General features: G+C 55.9%; 14 protein-coding genes. 6 read left to right on the top strand and 8 right to left on the bottom strand.

Translation table 11 applies throughout. From position 1 onward, the window contains the following. Positions 1-7 precede the first annotated feature (7 nt). Positions 8-730 (top strand): tRNA1(Val) (adenine(37)-N6)-methyltransferase, encoded by a 723-nt coding sequence (locus ACYVGU_RS05475; protein WP_460621229.1) that lies wholly within the window; start codon positions 8-10, stop codon positions 728-730. Between the two features lie 175 nt (positions 731-905). Here the strand turns inward: ACYVGU_RS05475 and ACYVGU_RS05470 are convergent, their stop codons facing one another. From ACYVGU_RS05470 to ACYVGU_RS05460, 3 genes are all read right to left on the bottom strand, one after another. Beyond that, entirely contained in the window at positions 906-1,619 is a 714-nt protein-coding gene (locus ACYVGU_RS05470) for an ATP-binding cassette domain-containing protein (RefSeq protein ID WP_460621228.1), read from the bottom strand. Beyond that, complete coding sequence (locus tag ACYVGU_RS05465) at positions 1,612-2,559, bottom strand: hypothetical protein (RefSeq protein WP_460621227.1); 948 nt, start codon at positions 2,557-2,559, stop codon at positions 1,612-1,614. Before ACYVGU_RS05465 ends, ACYVGU_RS05470 begins: the two co-directional genes overlap by 8 nt. 64 nt (positions 2,560-2,623) lie before the next feature. Then, positions 2,624-3,994: a saccharopine dehydrogenase family gene (locus ACYVGU_RS05460; RefSeq protein ID WP_460621226.1), complete on the bottom strand. Its 1,371-nt coding sequence runs from the start codon at positions 3,992-3,994 to the stop codon at positions 2,624-2,626. A gap of 307 nt (positions 3,995-4,301) precedes the next feature. On the opposite strand from ACYVGU_RS05460, the gene ACYVGU_RS05455 reads away from it, so the two are divergent. Together ACYVGU_RS05455 and ACYVGU_RS05450 are read left to right on the top strand one after the other, a co-directional pair. Next, on the top strand, positions 4,302-4,796 hold the full coding sequence (locus ACYVGU_RS05455; RefSeq protein ID WP_460612066.1) for a cytidine deaminase family protein: 495 nt from the start codon (positions 4,302-4,304) through the stop codon (positions 4,794-4,796). Between the two features lie 89 nt (positions 4,797-4,885). Beyond that, positions 4,886-5,554 carry an alpha/beta hydrolase gene (locus ACYVGU_RS05450; protein WP_460621225.1) on the top strand — a complete coding sequence of 223 codons (669 nt, stop codon included), beginning with the start codon at positions 4,886-4,888 and terminating at the stop codon, positions 5,552-5,554. A 79-nt stretch (positions 5,555-5,633) separates the two neighbouring features. On the opposite strand, the gene ACYVGU_RS05445 is transcribed toward ACYVGU_RS05450, so the two are convergent. The 4 genes from ACYVGU_RS05445 to ACYVGU_RS05430 all read right to left on the bottom strand — a co-directional run bounded on the left by ACYVGU_RS05445 (position 5,634) and on the right by ACYVGU_RS05430 (position 10,280). Next, on the bottom strand, positions 5,634-6,386 hold the full coding sequence (locus ACYVGU_RS05445) for a Rossmann-fold NAD(P)-binding domain-containing protein (RefSeq protein WP_460621224.1): 753 nt from the start codon (positions 6,384-6,386) through the stop codon (positions 5,634-5,636). 16 nt (positions 6,387-6,402) lie between these two features. After that, positions 6,403-7,215 (bottom strand): porin family protein, encoded by an 813-nt coding sequence (gene porT, locus ACYVGU_RS05440; protein ID WP_460621223.1) that lies wholly within the window; start codon positions 7,213-7,215, stop codon positions 6,403-6,405. Then, on the bottom strand, positions 7,164-7,892 hold the full coding sequence (gene ubiE, locus ACYVGU_RS05435; RefSeq protein WP_460621222.1) for a class I SAM-dependent methyltransferase: 729 nt from the start codon (positions 7,890-7,892) through the stop codon (positions 7,164-7,166). The genes porT and ubiE overlap by 52 nt, the downstream gene beginning before the upstream one ends. Before the next feature lie 129 nt (positions 7,893-8,021). Continuing rightward, positions 8,022-10,280 carry an OmpA family protein gene (locus ACYVGU_RS05430; RefSeq protein WP_460621221.1) on the bottom strand — a complete coding sequence of 753 codons (2,259 nt, stop codon included), beginning with the start codon at positions 10,278-10,280 and terminating at the stop codon, positions 8,022-8,024. Positions 10,281-10,729: 449 nt separating this feature from the next. Between ACYVGU_RS05430 and yihA the strand changes: the two genes are divergently transcribed. The 3 genes from yihA (at position 10,730) to ACYVGU_RS05415 (ending at position 12,544) form a co-directional block, all read left to right on the top strand. After that, on the top strand, positions 10,730-11,347 hold the full coding sequence (gene yihA / locus ACYVGU_RS05425; RefSeq protein ID WP_460612072.1) for a GTP-binding protein: 618 nt from the start codon (positions 10,730-10,732) through the stop codon (positions 11,345-11,347). A gap of 74 nt (positions 11,348-11,421) precedes the next feature. After that, a complete protein-coding gene (locus ACYVGU_RS05420) occupies positions 11,422-11,892 on the top strand; it encodes an energy transducer TonB (RefSeq protein WP_460612073.1) in 471 nt (156 codons plus the stop codon). Positions 11,893-11,923: 31 nt separating this feature from the next. Continuing rightward, the gene (locus ACYVGU_RS05415) at positions 11,924-12,544 is read left to right on the top strand and encodes a DUF5606 family protein (RefSeq protein ID WP_460621220.1); all 621 of its coding nucleotides are present in this window, start codon (positions 11,924-11,926) and stop codon (positions 12,542-12,544) included. A gap of 76 nt (positions 12,545-12,620) precedes the next feature. Here ACYVGU_RS05415 and fbp read toward each other — a convergent pair whose 3' ends face one another. Beyond that, on the bottom strand, positions 12,621-13,649 hold the full coding sequence (gene fbp / locus ACYVGU_RS05410) for a class 1 fructose-bisphosphatase (protein ID WP_460621219.1): 1,029 nt from the start codon (positions 13,647-13,649) through the stop codon (positions 12,621-12,623). Positions 13,650-13,745: the final 96 nt, after the last annotated feature.

Here is a 13,745-nt window from a genome sequence, read left to right as displayed (position 1 = left end):
TTCCAAGGTGGCCAATACTTACTTCCAGTTCAAGCAGTTTCGTATTGAGCAGGGCCAATGCGCCATGAAGGTGTGCACCGATGCGTGCGTACTGGGCGCAGTAGCGCCCGTGCAGGGTGCGGCGCGCATACTGGACATTGGCACCGGCACTGGCTTGCTGGCGTTGATGGCTGCCCAGCGCAACCCCACTGCCCAGCTGATAGCCGTGGAGCTGGATGAAGCCGCCGCCGCGCAGGCAGCCGCCAACTTTAGGGTTAGCCCGTGGGCGGAGCGGCTGGAGCTACGGGCCATGCCCCTAGCCCAGTTGGCGGCCTCAACCCCTGCTCCCTTCGACCACATTCTCTGCAATCCGCCGTTTTTCCGCAACTCGCTCCGCTCCCCCGATGGCCCGCGCACCACGGCTCGCCACACCGCCACAGATAGCCTCACGTTTGCGGAGCTGGCCAAGTTCGCGGCTGATTTTCTCGCGCCCGCGGGCCAGCTGACGGTGTTGCTGCCCCCCCCAGAAATGCAGCATTTCGAGCAGGATGCCGCGGCCACAGGTCTCTACCCGAGCGTGCGCCGTGTTATGCAACACCGGCCGGGCAGCAAGCCGCTGCGGCACATTACCACCTTGGGGCGGCAGGCTGACCTAGTAACCGAGGAACTACTAGCCCTTCACGAAAAGGAAACCGAAGCCTACACGCGCCAATTTCAGGAGTTGTTGGGGCCCTTCTATCTGGCATTGTAGCCCAACGAGAAGCCATCAGGCTGTTTAGGAAGTTACGGCAGTTCTATAAATCGGTCATGCTGAGCCCAGCCGAAGCAACTCTACCTTTTAACAAGAGGCCAGTTGATTAGCTAGAGGTAAAGATGCTTAGACTGGACTCAGCATGACGTTCATGTACCTTCATGAACAGCTTCCATTACTTCTGAGCAAGAGAGCTGGGCAACAGCTCTCTCAAATGCTGAAGCTTTTGTTGGTGCAGTGCATCGAGCAAGTCGGTTGGTAGGCTGGCGAACTCGTGGGCGGCGTAGTGGCGCAGCACGCGGCCATCGGCCAGCACGGTTATTTCGTGGCATAGCTCCGTTAAGGAGCCTAGCAGATGCGAGGTCAGCAGAATGCCCACGCCTTGCTCACTTAGCCGGCGCAGTATTTCCATTACCAACAGATTCGTGCTTAAATCAAGCCCGTTGAACGGCTCATCGAGAATGAGGTAGCGGAAGTTTTGCACAAGCAGAGCCAACAACGCCAGCTTTTTCTTCATGCCCGCGGAGTATTCTTCGGCGTACTGATCTAAGGGCAATTCGAGCAGATAATTCCACCCGGCCAAGTCGGGCACGGGCCGCCCCCGCGCCTGCAGGCAAAACTCTACGTACTCGCGGCCAGTGATGCGCGGGTAGAAGTACGGCTCATAGGGTAGCAAGCCGGTATGCTGCCGGATGGGCAGCCCAGTTGATTCCTGCACAGTGCCCTCGTAGTCAGTATAGAGCCCGTAAAGGCAGTGCAGCAGGGTGGTTTTGCCAGCCCCATTTGCTCCTACCAGCCCATGCAGCGTGCCCGGCCGCAGGGTCAGGTCGATGTGCTGCAGGACGGGCGCTGACCCGAAATGTTTGCGGAGGCCTCGTATCTCAATCATGACAGTACACGGCCAGCTGCCGGTGGCTTTTCAGTAGTAGTCCTCCAAAGCAAGCCATCAGCAGAGCCATATACGCCGGGTTGCTTCCCAGGATAGATAGCCCTACCACCATGGCACCGGCTTGGGTTGTTCGGGCCAAAGTGGCGTGCGGATAAAAGGCATACTTAGCCATCACCACCATGCTCAGCACCACGGCACACCAGAGCAGCAAAGCTAGCGTACCACCCACGCGAGCGGGGCTTTGAGCCATTATGAGGGCTAGCGGCGCCACCGTAAGCCCAAAGTAGAGCATCCCCCACCCTATGCGGCGGCGCAGCCACTGGCTGGGCGTACGCAGCACCGGCAGCAGCCACGTCCAGGGCTCCGCGGGGCCGTAGACTTCCAGCAGAAGCCCTAGCCAGACTACAATGGCCACTGCCGGACCGGTTGCCGTGCCCCGGGAACTGCAAGCCACCGCCAGCAGCGCTAGCCAACTAAGGCCCAACCACGGCCGCCGCCCGCCGGCTACCCATTCAAACGCACTGCTCCGGAACACGCTGGGCAACCGCTGCCGACTGGCACGGGCTATGGCTGGTGGCATAAAGGCCACTAAGGCAGTTAATGCCGTCGTAAGTAGGGCCGGACCCAAGCGCCCCCAACCTAGCAAGAGCACAGCTGCCGGTACGCTCAGCAACGCATACTCCAGCAGCATCCAGCGGCGGAACTGCGGGGCGGTGAGTTGCAGAAACTGAAGGTCGGAGCGCTGGCGGTGCAGGCTGAGCGTTAGGCCAGCAACGGCCAGCGGAATCAGCCACGCACCTACCGGGCTGGCAGCAGCTATGACACCTGCCCGCAGCACCGCTAGCCCCAATAAGAGCCCAAGCACCAGTAGGCGCCACCACCCCATTTCCAGCACCTGACGACCCAGCACCCGGCTTCGCAGCCGCAAATAATTTCGCATAGGCTTCTCAACGCCGCAACTGCACACGTATTTTACCTGCACAGTACCGGTTGGGCAAGAAATGCTAGCTAGTTAAAACCGGGCTTTCCACCGGGCGCTCTTCCTCCACGAACCGGATACCATATTCCTGCTCCAGCTCCGCCAGAATGGGCTCGTACACCTCCGGCAACGTAGGAATGACGACGCCCCGGTGCTGCAGCTTGCCTTGGGCCAGCCGGCGCACAGCAATGGCCACGGGCAGTCCCACGGTTTTCGCCATGGCCGTATGAATGGCATCATCTCCCGTTACTACCAGTGAGGAAGTGTGCGTGTAGGCCGTATCGTTCAGGTTGTACTCAAACCGATGCTGCATCACGATCATGTCGTGGTCGTAGGGTTCCAGGGCCCATTTGGAGGTCAGGAGCTTTTCCAGCAGTTGAGCGGGCGTAGCGTTGGCCTGGCCTACTGGCGAATCAGAGAAAAGTCCGAGCCACGTGAGGCGCTGCATTTCGTCTCCTGCAGAGGCTAGTTGCAGGTACTCAGCCGTGCGGTCAGCTACCGATTTGCCCTCCGACGAGGCGAGGGGTAGGTACGCCTCCAGCAGCTGCTGCCAGCTCATATCGGCCTCATTGCCCAGGTGTACCGTATCATCGGTGAGGCCCAGCCGGACCAGCGCGTGCCACGCGGCGCAATAGCCAGGGCGACGCAAGGTTCCGCGCAGAATAGTCGGGATGGTTTCCAGGCCGTAGGGGGCGCGGTAGCTCAGGGAGTCGCGGTTGGCATAGCCCTCAAACTTGCCGAAGCCCGGTACCTCCAGCTCTTCGGTGCGCGCAAACAAATGCTGATACGGAATAAAGCGCAGGCGGCCTTCTTCCAGATACTTGGCAGTGCTTTGGCCGGCCAGCACCACGTTGCGCGGATTCCAGGTGAATTTGTACTTCCACGGATTGTCGCCTTCGGAGTCTGGCGCCATCAGGCCCCCGCAGTACGATTTAAACGACGTTAGCTGTCCGCCTCGCTGCCGCACATCCTCAATCACGCGCATTGCCGACATATGATCAAGGCCAGGGTCGAGGCCGCACTCCATCAGGATGGTGATTCCAGCGGCTTGCGCCTCGGCATCCAGCGCCCTGATTTCTTCGCTCACGTAGCTGGCCGTTACGAGGTGGCGCGCATGCTGTACGCAGGCCCGTGCTACTGAAGCATGAAACAAGGCCGGCAGCATCGAAATAACAATATCGGCGCCCAGCACCAGCTCTTCCAGCTGCTCTTCGTTCTGAATCGAAAACGTGACGGCCTGCGCGAAGGCAGTGTGGCCGGCCAGCACGGGCAGCAGGTGCGCAGTTTGCACATCGGCTACCGTGAGGTACCAACCCTCTGTAGGTGCGTGGTGCAACAGGTAGTGCAGCAGAGAAGAAGCCGAGCGGCCGGCGCCAAGAAGCAGTATGCGAGTCATAGAGAAGCGGTGGGTGGAAGCAAGATGCAGAACGAGCCGCCAATATCAGAATTTTGCGTGGGTGGCTCGTGCGTCGGTCCAGTTAGCCCTCAGTAATTGTTGGCAGCTGCTGGATATGGCCACTACACTCAACACTAGGTAAGGGGGCGGCGGCAACCGGGTTCGAGTTTGATTAGGAGGTAGCGGTTTAGTTTTTCGGTATGATTTACTGGTTCCTTCTTTCGCCACGAAAAAATCGTACATTCACCGCCCCATTTTCACTACCCGGGGCCGCCAGTCGGAACCGGGCCGTTCCTTTCCCGCCCCGATGGCCCAACCGCTCCACCTTACCATCACCGTTGATGTGATGGCCTCCGAAGCCGACCTCTCACCCGCCGAAGTTACCACCTGGCAAGCGGCCCGCGCCGCCACCGACTACGCGTATGCCCCGTATTCCCACTTTCATGTGGGCACCGCGTTGTTGCTCGATGATGGCTCCATCTTTCGCGGCACCAACCAGGAAAACGCGGCGTTTCCATCAGGCCTTTGCGCTGAGCGTACCGCCTTGTTTGGCTTGGCCGCTGCTCACCCCGAGCGCCGCATTGTAGGTATGGCCGTAGCGGCCCGCCCCGCCAACGGCGACTTTGTGCCCGTGACTTCCTGCGGCGCGTGCCGCCAGGTGATGGCCGAGTATGAGCACCGGCAGAAACAGCCCATTCCGCTGCTGCTGCCCGGCCCCAACGGGAGCATCTACCGCTTCGCCTCCCTCTCCGATTTGCTGCCTTTCGGCTTTACTTCTGATGATTTGCCTACCGCCCAATAAAGCGTAGCGCCCAAGGGGGTTTACGGTTCTACTGGGCCTAGGGTCTTCTGAACCAGCAACCTGTTTGGTCCTCCATCCTGCACATTCGCATGTCTGTACAAGCGCATCATCTGCCCGTTACGCGCACAGCCCGCTATTTTCAGCTCGGCGAGCTTTCGGCGGCAACCCGGCAGGTTTGGTTTGTGGCCCACGGCTACGGGCAGCTGGCCGCCTATTTCATCCGGCACTTTCAGCACCTTACGGCAGCTGATTCGGGCCTAGTGATTATTGCGCCGGAAGGGCTTTCGCGCTTTTATCTGCAGGGCACCGGGGGTCGTGTTGGGGCTACCTGGATGACGAAGGAAGACCGCCTCACCGAAATTGAAGATTACGTAGCCTACCTCAACCAGCTTTCGGAAACCATTTTGCAGCAAGCTGCGCCCGATGCGGCCGTAACGGTACTAGGTTTTTCGCAGGGGGCTGCTACGGTAAGCCGCTGGCTGGCCCACGCCCGGTTCCGACCAGCGCACTTGGTGTTATGGGCCGGCGCCTTTCCGCCCGATATGGACTTTGGCGTTGCGACTCACCTGCTGAAAAACCTGCCCGTAACGCTGGTCTGTGGAACCGAAGACGAGTTTGTTTCTGAAGAAGCCATGCAGCAGCAACGCGCTTTCCTGCAGCAGCTCGGTGTGGAGCCCACTGTGCTTTCCTTCGATGGCAAGCATACGCTGAACGCAGCCGTACTAGCCCAGCTGGCTGCTTCAACCCCGAGTTACTAGGCTCGCTCACTGTGCCAAGCGAAAACGCAGAAAGCCGCCCCAGATGGAGCAGCTTTCTGCATTGTATTACCCTAGCACGCTAGGCTTCTTTCCGAATGGTAGTGGCGGCGGCTTGGGCGGCAGGCAGAAGCAGTACCTCCGCAATGTTAACGTGCGCCGGGCGCGTTACCATAAACTGAATCACATCGGCTACGTCTTCGGCTCGAAGCGGCTCATAGCCTTTGTACACGGTAGCCGCGCGCTCCGTATCTCCTTTGAAGCGCACCTCCGAAAACTCTGTTTCCACGGCACCGGGGTTTACCTCCGCCACCCGAATGTGATGGGGTAGCAAATCCAGGCGCATACCCTTGGTGAGGGCCGCTACGGCTGCTTTTGAGGCGCAGTACACGTTACCGTTCGCATATGTCTCGTGGCCAGCAATGGAGCCGATGTTGATGATGTGGCCGGTGTTGCGGCGCGTCATGGAGGGCAGCACGGCCCGGCTCACGTATAGCAGCCCCTTCACGTTGCCATCCATCATATCGTCCCAGTCCTGGGGGTTTCCGTCCTGAATGGGGGCTAGTCCGTGGGCGTTGCCGGCGTTGTTAATCAGCACATCAATGTCCTGAAACTCGGCGGGCAGGCTTTGCACGGCAGCATCCACCGCGGCCCGGTCCCGAACATCGAAGGTGAGCAAATGGGTTGGCACACCGGCTAGCTCCTGTGCTAGCTCCTGCAGCCGCTCCAAGCGCCGGCCAGCCAATACCAGCCGGAACCCAGCCTTGCCTAATGCCACGGCCGTAGCCCGACCAATACCCGACGAAGCGCCGGTGATAAATGCAGTTTTTGTCATCTCCAGAGGGAAAGTGTTAGCGGCCCGACCAGATATTCAGGTACAGGGTCACGGTATTGCTTTTCATGCTTTGCAGGCTGCGGCTGTACACATCGGTTCCGTTAGTGTGCAGGTTCATCAGGCCGTGCGAAAAGCGTAGCTCAGGCGAGAATTTGAAGAAGGGATAAAACAGGTCCATCCCTACTCCATACTCGATGGCAATGTCGCTGCTCTGGGCCTGCAGCAGGTTTCTTTCCGGCTCTTTGCGGCGGTTGCCAATATTAAAGCTCGGCTTCACACCGCCGATGATATACACCCGTGAGTTGCGACGCCGCTGCGACTTCAGTTTCAGCATCACCGGCAAATCAAGCTGGGTACTGGCTATTTCCTGGGTTTCAATTTCCTCCGGGTCGTTGTCGGATTTTGGTGAATACCCTTGGTCCTTAAACTCTACGCGCCGGGTTAGAAAACTCACACCCGGTCCAAAGTTCAGGGCCACATAATCAGTAATCCGGAGGTCGCCCAGAAAGCCCACTGAAAACCCCGGGCTAATGATGGAGTTGGATGACACTCCTTGAGTTTGAAAGCTGGGTGCCTGTTCAATCTTGTAGCGCGAAAAGTTGGGCGCTACGTACATACCCAAGTGCAGCCCGCGCTCATCGTAGCCGGGCAGGTTGTTGGTAGTTACCGATTTTACTTGGCCGCTTTTACTGCGGTTGGCAGAGGTTTGGCTTTTGCGTTGGGCTTCGGCGCTGAAAGGAAGAGCGGCGGTTGCTAGGGCAACGAGGGCTAGGCGGGTTATTTTTGAGCGGTGTAAATGGAGCTGATGCCGAAGGTGAGTGGTTGCCATGCGGGAGAGGTAAAGCCGACTTTACGTAGAATCGCCAGAAAGTCCTGACCATCCGGAAAGGCCTGCACCGATTCGGGCAGGTAAGTGTACGCGGCGCGGTCTTTGGAAATCAGTTTGCCGAACACCGGCAAAATATTCTTGAAGTAGAAGTTATACGCTTGCTTCATAGGGAATGCCGTAGGCTTGGAAAATTCCAGCACTACCATCTTTCCGCCCGGCCGTAGTACCCGGTACATTTCTGCCAGCCCTTTCTCCAGATTCTCGAAGTTGCGCACCCCGAATGAGGCCGTCACGGCATCGAAGTGGTTATCTGGAAACGGCAGGTTTTCAGAGTCGCCCAGCTCTAGCTTAATACGATGGCCCAACCCCTTCTGCTGCAGCTTGCGGCGGCCAACGTCCAGCATGCCTTCGGAAATGTCAACGCCTGTAATCTGCGCGTCGGGAGTTGCCGCCCGTAGCGTTTCGATGGCGAAATCAGCGGTACCGGTAGCAATATCGAGCACGCGAGCCGGCCGTAGCTGCTTGAGCTCGTTTACAGCCTTACGCCGCCAGTAGATATCCGTGCCCGCACTCAGAAAGTGGTTCAGGAAGTCATACTTGCCAGCAATGCTGTTAAACATCTGGGCCACCTGTGACTTTTTGCCGGCGGCATCATCTTTATACGGTACTACGGACATACTTCTTAGGGCAGAGAACGGGGTAACTCAGGCAAAATTGCCCAATAACAACGGCTCACCCAGCATTATGTTGAAAAAAAACGGGCCGGGCTTTTGGCCCGACCCGTTTCCTAGGTTCCAAACAACTGATTAGTCGTTGTCGGTCTTCACTTTAGTTTTCGAACCGTCAGCTTCTTTGGCCTTCGAGTCAATGGTACCGTCTTTGGTTACGGTCTTGCTTTTCTCGTCGTTGGCGCCTTTGGTTTTCACTTTCACCTTGTCGCTGTCTTCGTCCACTTTGGTTTTCACCTTCGTGCCGTCGGGCAGCTTGGCCTTGCTCTTGCCAGGTACCAAGGGGGTAGTAGTTACCGTGTTCGAAGAAGCAGGAGCCGTAGTACCAGTTGAGTTGGTAGAGTTAGCACCGGAAGCAGGGTTCGTCAGCTGAGGAGCTGCATCACCTTCCTTCACAATCACGCGGAACTCAACGCGGCGGTTCAGCTGCATGTTCTCAGGCGAATCGTTCGGAGCAGCAGGACGACGCTCACCGTAGCTTACGGTCACCATGCGTGTCTCAGCAATACCCGACTTCTTCAGGTAGTTGTACGCAGCGTCCGAGCGGTTCTGACCCAGTACAATGTTGTACTCATCCGTGTTGCGCGAGTCGCAGTGGCCTTCAATCGAGATGTTAACGCCGGGGTTAGCCTTCAAGATGTTGCTGATGTTCGTCAACTCCTTGATAGACTCCGGGCGCAGCTTGTACTTGTCCGTATCGAAGTAAATCTTCTTGAACTGTGCGTACAGGCTCTGAGTGGTATCTACGTAGTTCACGTAGAAATCCTTTTCAACAACGGTAGAGTCGTTGAACGAGTTAGGCACGGCAAATTCCTGCGTCTCGATGTTCTTGCCATCCTTTGACACAGCTACCTGGTAGGTACGACCCGAAAGCACACTTACCTGATAAGCACCGGTTTCGGGCTTGGTTACATCACGGTAGCTGAGCGCCGTTTTATCGGCCTGCGTTCCGCTGAACACCAGCTCTACGCCTGGGATAATGGTGCTATCACGCATGGAAAGCACACGGCCCCGGATGGTGGCGTTCTTGATGTAGTTGATGGTATAGATGTCCTTTTCACCGTAACCACCGATGCGGTACGAAGAAAGGTAGGCGTAGCTGCCATCAGGGCTCAGGCGGTAGTACGTGTCGTCGTCCGGCGTGTTCACGGGGTAACCCATGTTCTCGGGGCGGCTCCACTTGTTGCCAATTGAATCCCAGTCTGACTTGAAGATATCGTATCCGCCCATTGTGTTATGGCCACGGGAAGCGAAATACAACGTCTTGCCATCAGGGCTCAGGAATGGGCTGTCATCATCATAAGGCGTGTTAATTGCCCCACCAATTGTTTTAGCTGGTCCCCAATCACCGCCAGGCTGGCGCTTGGAATAATAGATATCCAGCGTACCTTCTTCCGAGAACTTGCTGGTTGAGAAGTAAATGGTTAGGCCATCGGGAGTAATGTAAGCGTCTGACTCAAAAGACTTCGAGTTGATGTTGTTATTCAGCTTCTTAGGAGCTGTCCAATCACCACCTGCTTTCTCAGTGTAGAAAATGTCGCCATTCTCATCCTGGCGATACATCAGCATCTTGGTGTCGTTATCGAACACCTGAATGGAAGCATCGTGGCCTTTGCCGTTCAGCACACCGCTCAACGAGCGGGGCTTTTCCCAGTTCTGGTCGTCAATGCGCTTGGCTTCGAAGATGTCTTCGTAGTACTCGCCGTCAGAAGCTAGGTTTCCTCCTTTTTTGCCTTCCGCGTTGCCCGCTCCGGTTACGTTTTCGCCGCGCGAGGTGAATAGCAGCAGCTTATCATCGGCCGAGATTACGGGGCTATGCTCCGAGAACTGGGTGTTGATAGTGGGGCCCAAGTTATTCACGAAGATATCCTTGGGGCTGTTGAACTGCACTTTTGCGTTTTTGCTGTGCTGAATCAACTGAGCCAATTCCTTCTTACGGGTGTCCTTGGACTTGAGCGTGGTATTATACGCTTGGAAGTGCGCAATTGCCTCGTCGAAGTTATAGTTCAGGTGGTCAACCCGACCGAGCCAGTATTCTACGTCCTTGGAAACGTTCTTTTTCAGACGCTGCGCTTTGTAGATATAGTCGCTGGCTTTTTCCTTGTCGAATGACATGTAAGAAATGCCGGCCCGGAACAATGCCTGCGCATTGTTAGGGTCTTTGGCCAACACCTGCTCGTAGTAGGGAATGGAGGCCCGATAGTTTTCCTGGTTGAAAAACTTGTTAGCAGTCTTCAGTTGCTTGCGCGTGCTTTGAGCCAAGGCAGGCTGGGCCACAGCAGCCGTCAGCGCGAAGGTGCACGAGACTTGCAGTAACCTTCTGACTAAATTGTCCATTGGTGGAGGGGTTAGGGAAATATGGAGTTGCGAAGGAGGAAATGAGAAGCGTCTTACACCGTATGTGGAAGCCGTTTTTCAAGAGTTGCCTCTTATACTGAAAACCCGTCTCAGGGTTGAGCACGGGTTGGCAAAAAGAGTAGCTAAATGCCAAAAAAGAGGCATTTTCGCTTATCTAACTCACCAAAAACACTGCCCAGACCAGTGTAATTGGCGGGCAAAGATAGAAATTTTATAATACGGACTTAGTCGCATCCAATTTGTTGCGTTTGTAAGCAGCAGATAAGTAAAGGAGTTACATTTTTTATGCAAAATCCTTCTTTAATCCATGGCTGACCGCACAAATATAGTCTGACTGCTTAAACTACAAGGTTTTTCCCAAAAAAATTATGATTCACTTGAACGGGTATTGATTATCTACCTTTGCATTCCAGTTTTCGGTTTTGACTATGAATATCCAGGAAGCAAAATTTCTGATGAGCAATACTCGTGTAGAGGATTGCCCCGCCCCCACGCTCCCAGAGTACGCTTTTATTGGCCGCTCCAACGTGGGCAAGTCCTCTCTTATAAATATGCTTACGGGTCAGAAGGGGCTAGCGAAAACTTCTGCCCTACCCGGAAAAACACAGCTAATCAACCATTTCATAATTAATAATAATTGGTATTTGGTTGATTTGCCGGGCTATGGATACGCTCGGGTTAGTAAAGACTCGCGGGTTAAATGGGGCCGCATGATTAATTATTATTTGCGCAACCGCGAAAACCTGGCGTGCGTGTTTGTACTCCTGGACTCACGCCACACCCCACAGGCCGTTGACCTGGAGTTTATGGAGCAGCTCGGCGAGGCCGGAGTTCCGTTCGTAATGGCCTTCACAAAAGCCGATAAGCAGTCGGGCAGCCGTACCCACCAGAACGTAACGGCCTACCTAGCCAAGATGGGGGAAACCTGGGATGAAGTGCCGAGGCACTTCGTGACATCGGCAGAGGAAAAAACAGGCCGCGACGAAATACTAGGGTTCATTGAAGAAGTAAACCAGCAACTCGCGCAAGAGGCCGATAATACGTAAATTGGCCCTGTAATTGCCTGCCTCGAACCGCCTTATCAGGCCATAGCTTTACTTGTTTTCTCTGCGTTTCTCTCATGAAAAAAACCATCCTTTTCCTGGGCCTCGGCCTGCTGGCCTGCTCCGCCCCGGCGCTGGCCCAGAAAACCAAAATAAAAGTTAAAACCGACGGCCCGGTTCCGGAGGCCGCCGCTGCCGATGCTCCGGCCCAAGCCGAGCCTGCTCGTGGCCCCAAAGCTATTCCGGTGGCCGAGTATTACCCCGGCGGACAGGAGGCCATGTATGCCTTCATTGAGAAGGAACTGAAATATCCTATTCTGGCCCGCCGGAACCGTATTCAGGGTCAGTGCATTGTGAGCTTCACGCTGAATACCGATGGCACGATGTCGGGCATTAAACTGGTAAAGCAAATTGGCGGCGGCTGCGGTGAGGAAGCCCTGCGCGTAGTGCGTCTGCTCAAGTTTAATAAGCCTGATTACGCCATTCTTACTAGCCTCCCCGTGACGTTTAAGCTGCCGGCCCCGGGCCAAGCCGCCACAACTGAGTAACTTCGCACTTTCAACAACGCATCCTTTTCTTATGCCCTACGACCTGAAGGAAATTGCCGCCATCAGCGGAATGCCCGGTCTATACCGCCTCCTGAAGCCTACCCGCGCTGGCGTTATCATTGAAGCCCTTGACGGAAAAGGCAGCCGCTCCGTAGCCTCGGCCCGCAACAAGGTGTCCTTGCTCCAGGAAATTTCCATCTACACCCAAGATTACGACCAGACGGTTCCGCTGTCGGAAGTGTTTGACCGGATTTACCAGAAGCACGGTGCTGAGCTGGCCGTTACCCACAAGTCGGATGACCGGGACCTAACAGCGTTCATGGGCGAAATTATGCCCGACTACGACCGAGAGCGGGTGTACATGTCGGACATCAAGAAGCTGGTGCAGTGGTACAACACCGTGAGCAAGCGCCTTGAGTATCAGGCCCCAGCTCAGGAAGAAGAGGAAGCACCCGTAGCTGAATCTGCTGCGACGGAAGAAAAGCCGGTTGCCAGCAAAAAGAAGGCTAGCAAGAAGGACGAGCCGGCCGCTGACGAAGCCCTGAGCACGGCCGGCATCATTCCGGCAGCTGAGGAAACCAATGCGGCGGAGAACCCCGAAGCTGGCGACGCCAAGCCCGCCAAGAAAGCCTCTAAAAAGAAATCGGAGTAGGTGTATTACTCCTTTATCAACTAAAAAGGCCGCCCGGACAACCGGGCGGCCTTTTGGCTTTAATGCTTTTGGCAACCTAGCCTTTCAATACGGCGTCGTGCGCAAACTCGGCCGCCAGAAACTCTTCTACCTTGTCTACCATTTCGGTGGAGCCAATGAATAAGGGGCACCGCTCATGCAGGTCGTGCGGCTCCAGCTCCAGCGTACGGCGGCGGCCGTTGCTGGATTTGCCACCGGCTTGCTCCACAATAAAGGCTAGCGGGTTGCACTCGTACATGAGGCGCAGCTTGCCATTGGGCGCTTTTTTGGAGGTCGGATACATATAGATGCCGCCCTTCAGCAGGTTACGGTGGAAATCAGCCACCAACGAGCCAATGTAGCGGGCCGAGTAATTCTGCTCTTTGCAATACGCTACAAAGCCCTTCATACCTTCCGAAAACGACTCAGACACGCCCTCGTTTATAGAGTAGATAGTGCCCGACTTGGGGGTATGAATGTTAGGGTGTGAGAGAAAAAATTCGCCTAGGGAAGGTTCGTAGGTGAAGCCATTCACGCCGTTGCCAGTGGTGTACACCATCATGGTGCTGGAGCCGTAAATCACGTAGCCAGCCGCTACCTGGTGAGTGCCCGTCTGGAGGCAGTCTTGGGAATTGCCTTCACTGCCCGTGGGCGAAACGCGGCGGTAGATGCTGAAAATAGTGCCGATAGACACGTTCACATCAATGTTCGAAGAGCCGTCCAGGGGGTCGATGGCTACCACGTACTTGCCCTGGGTATTACCGGTCTGAATCATTTCCTCGTCTTCCTCCGAAATGATGGTACATACTTCGCCGCCGTTGCGCAGTGCCCGAATAAACCGGATGTTGGCAATCACATCCAGCTTCTGCTGATCCTCGCCCTGCACGTTACGGTTGCCGTAGGCGCCAGCAATATCAATCAGTCCCGAGCGGTTAATTTCACGGTTAACGATTTTAGCAGCTAGGGCAATGTCGCGCAGCAATTGCGAAAGCTCTCCGGTGGCATACGGAAAATCCTCCTGTTTTCGCATGATAAAGCGGTCCAGGGTGGTGCCAACGGGCAGCGCCAGCTTGTCGTGATTGTTCATAGGGTGGAAAAAAACGGGGTGGGAAAGGTCAAAATTAACCAATTTGACGAAGTAGGCTCAGTAAGTGTTCGTTTAATATGAATTGCTCGGGTATCG

The sequence above is a fragment of the Hymenobacter tenuis genome, from assembly GCF_054780495.1.
This window is presented reverse-complemented; position numbering and strand designations above follow the sequence as displayed.

Coding starts and splice junctions, on each gene's coding strand:
- ACYVGU_RS05470 (WP_460621228.1), bottom strand. CDS start 1,619: ATGATTGAGATACGAGGCCTCCGCAAACATTTCGGGTCAGCGCCCGTC.
- ACYVGU_RS05465 (WP_460621227.1), bottom strand. CDS start 2,559: ATGCGAAATTATTTGCGGCTGCGAAGCCGGGTGCTGGGTCGTCAGGTG.
- ACYVGU_RS05460 (WP_460621226.1), bottom strand. CDS start 3,994: ATGACTCGCATACTGCTTCTTGGCGCCGGCCGCTCGGCTTCTTCTCTG.
- ACYVGU_RS05455 (WP_460612066.1), top strand. CDS start 4,302: ATGGCCCAACCGCTCCACCTTACCATCACCGTTGATGTGATGGCCTCC.
- ACYVGU_RS05450 (WP_460621225.1), top strand. CDS start 4,886: ATGTCTGTACAAGCGCATCATCTGCCCGTTACGCGCACAGCCCGCTAT.
- ACYVGU_RS05445 (WP_460621224.1), bottom strand. CDS start 6,386: ATGACAAAAACTGCATTTATCACCGGCGCTTCGTCGGGTATTGGTCGG.
- porT (WP_460621223.1), bottom strand. CDS start 7,215: ATGGCAACCACTCACCTTCGGCATCAGCTCCATTTACACCGCTCAAAA.
- ubiE (WP_460621222.1), bottom strand. CDS start 7,892: ATGTCCGTAGTACCGTATAAAGATGATGCCGCCGGCAAAAAGTCACAG.
- ACYVGU_RS05430 (WP_460621221.1), bottom strand. CDS start 10,280: ATGGACAATTTAGTCAGAAGGTTACTGCAAGTCTCGTGCACCTTCGCG.
- yihA (WP_460612072.1), top strand. CDS start 10,730: ATGAATATCCAGGAAGCAAAATTTCTGATGAGCAATACTCGTGTAGAG.
- ACYVGU_RS05420 (WP_460612073.1), top strand. CDS start 11,422: ATGAAAAAAACCATCCTTTTCCTGGGCCTCGGCCTGCTGGCCTGCTCC.
- ACYVGU_RS05415 (WP_460621220.1), top strand. CDS start 11,924: ATGCCCTACGACCTGAAGGAAATTGCCGCCATCAGCGGAATGCCCGGT.
- fbp (WP_460621219.1), bottom strand. CDS start 13,649: ATGAACAATCACGACAAGCTGGCGCTGCCCGTTGGCACCACCCTGGAC.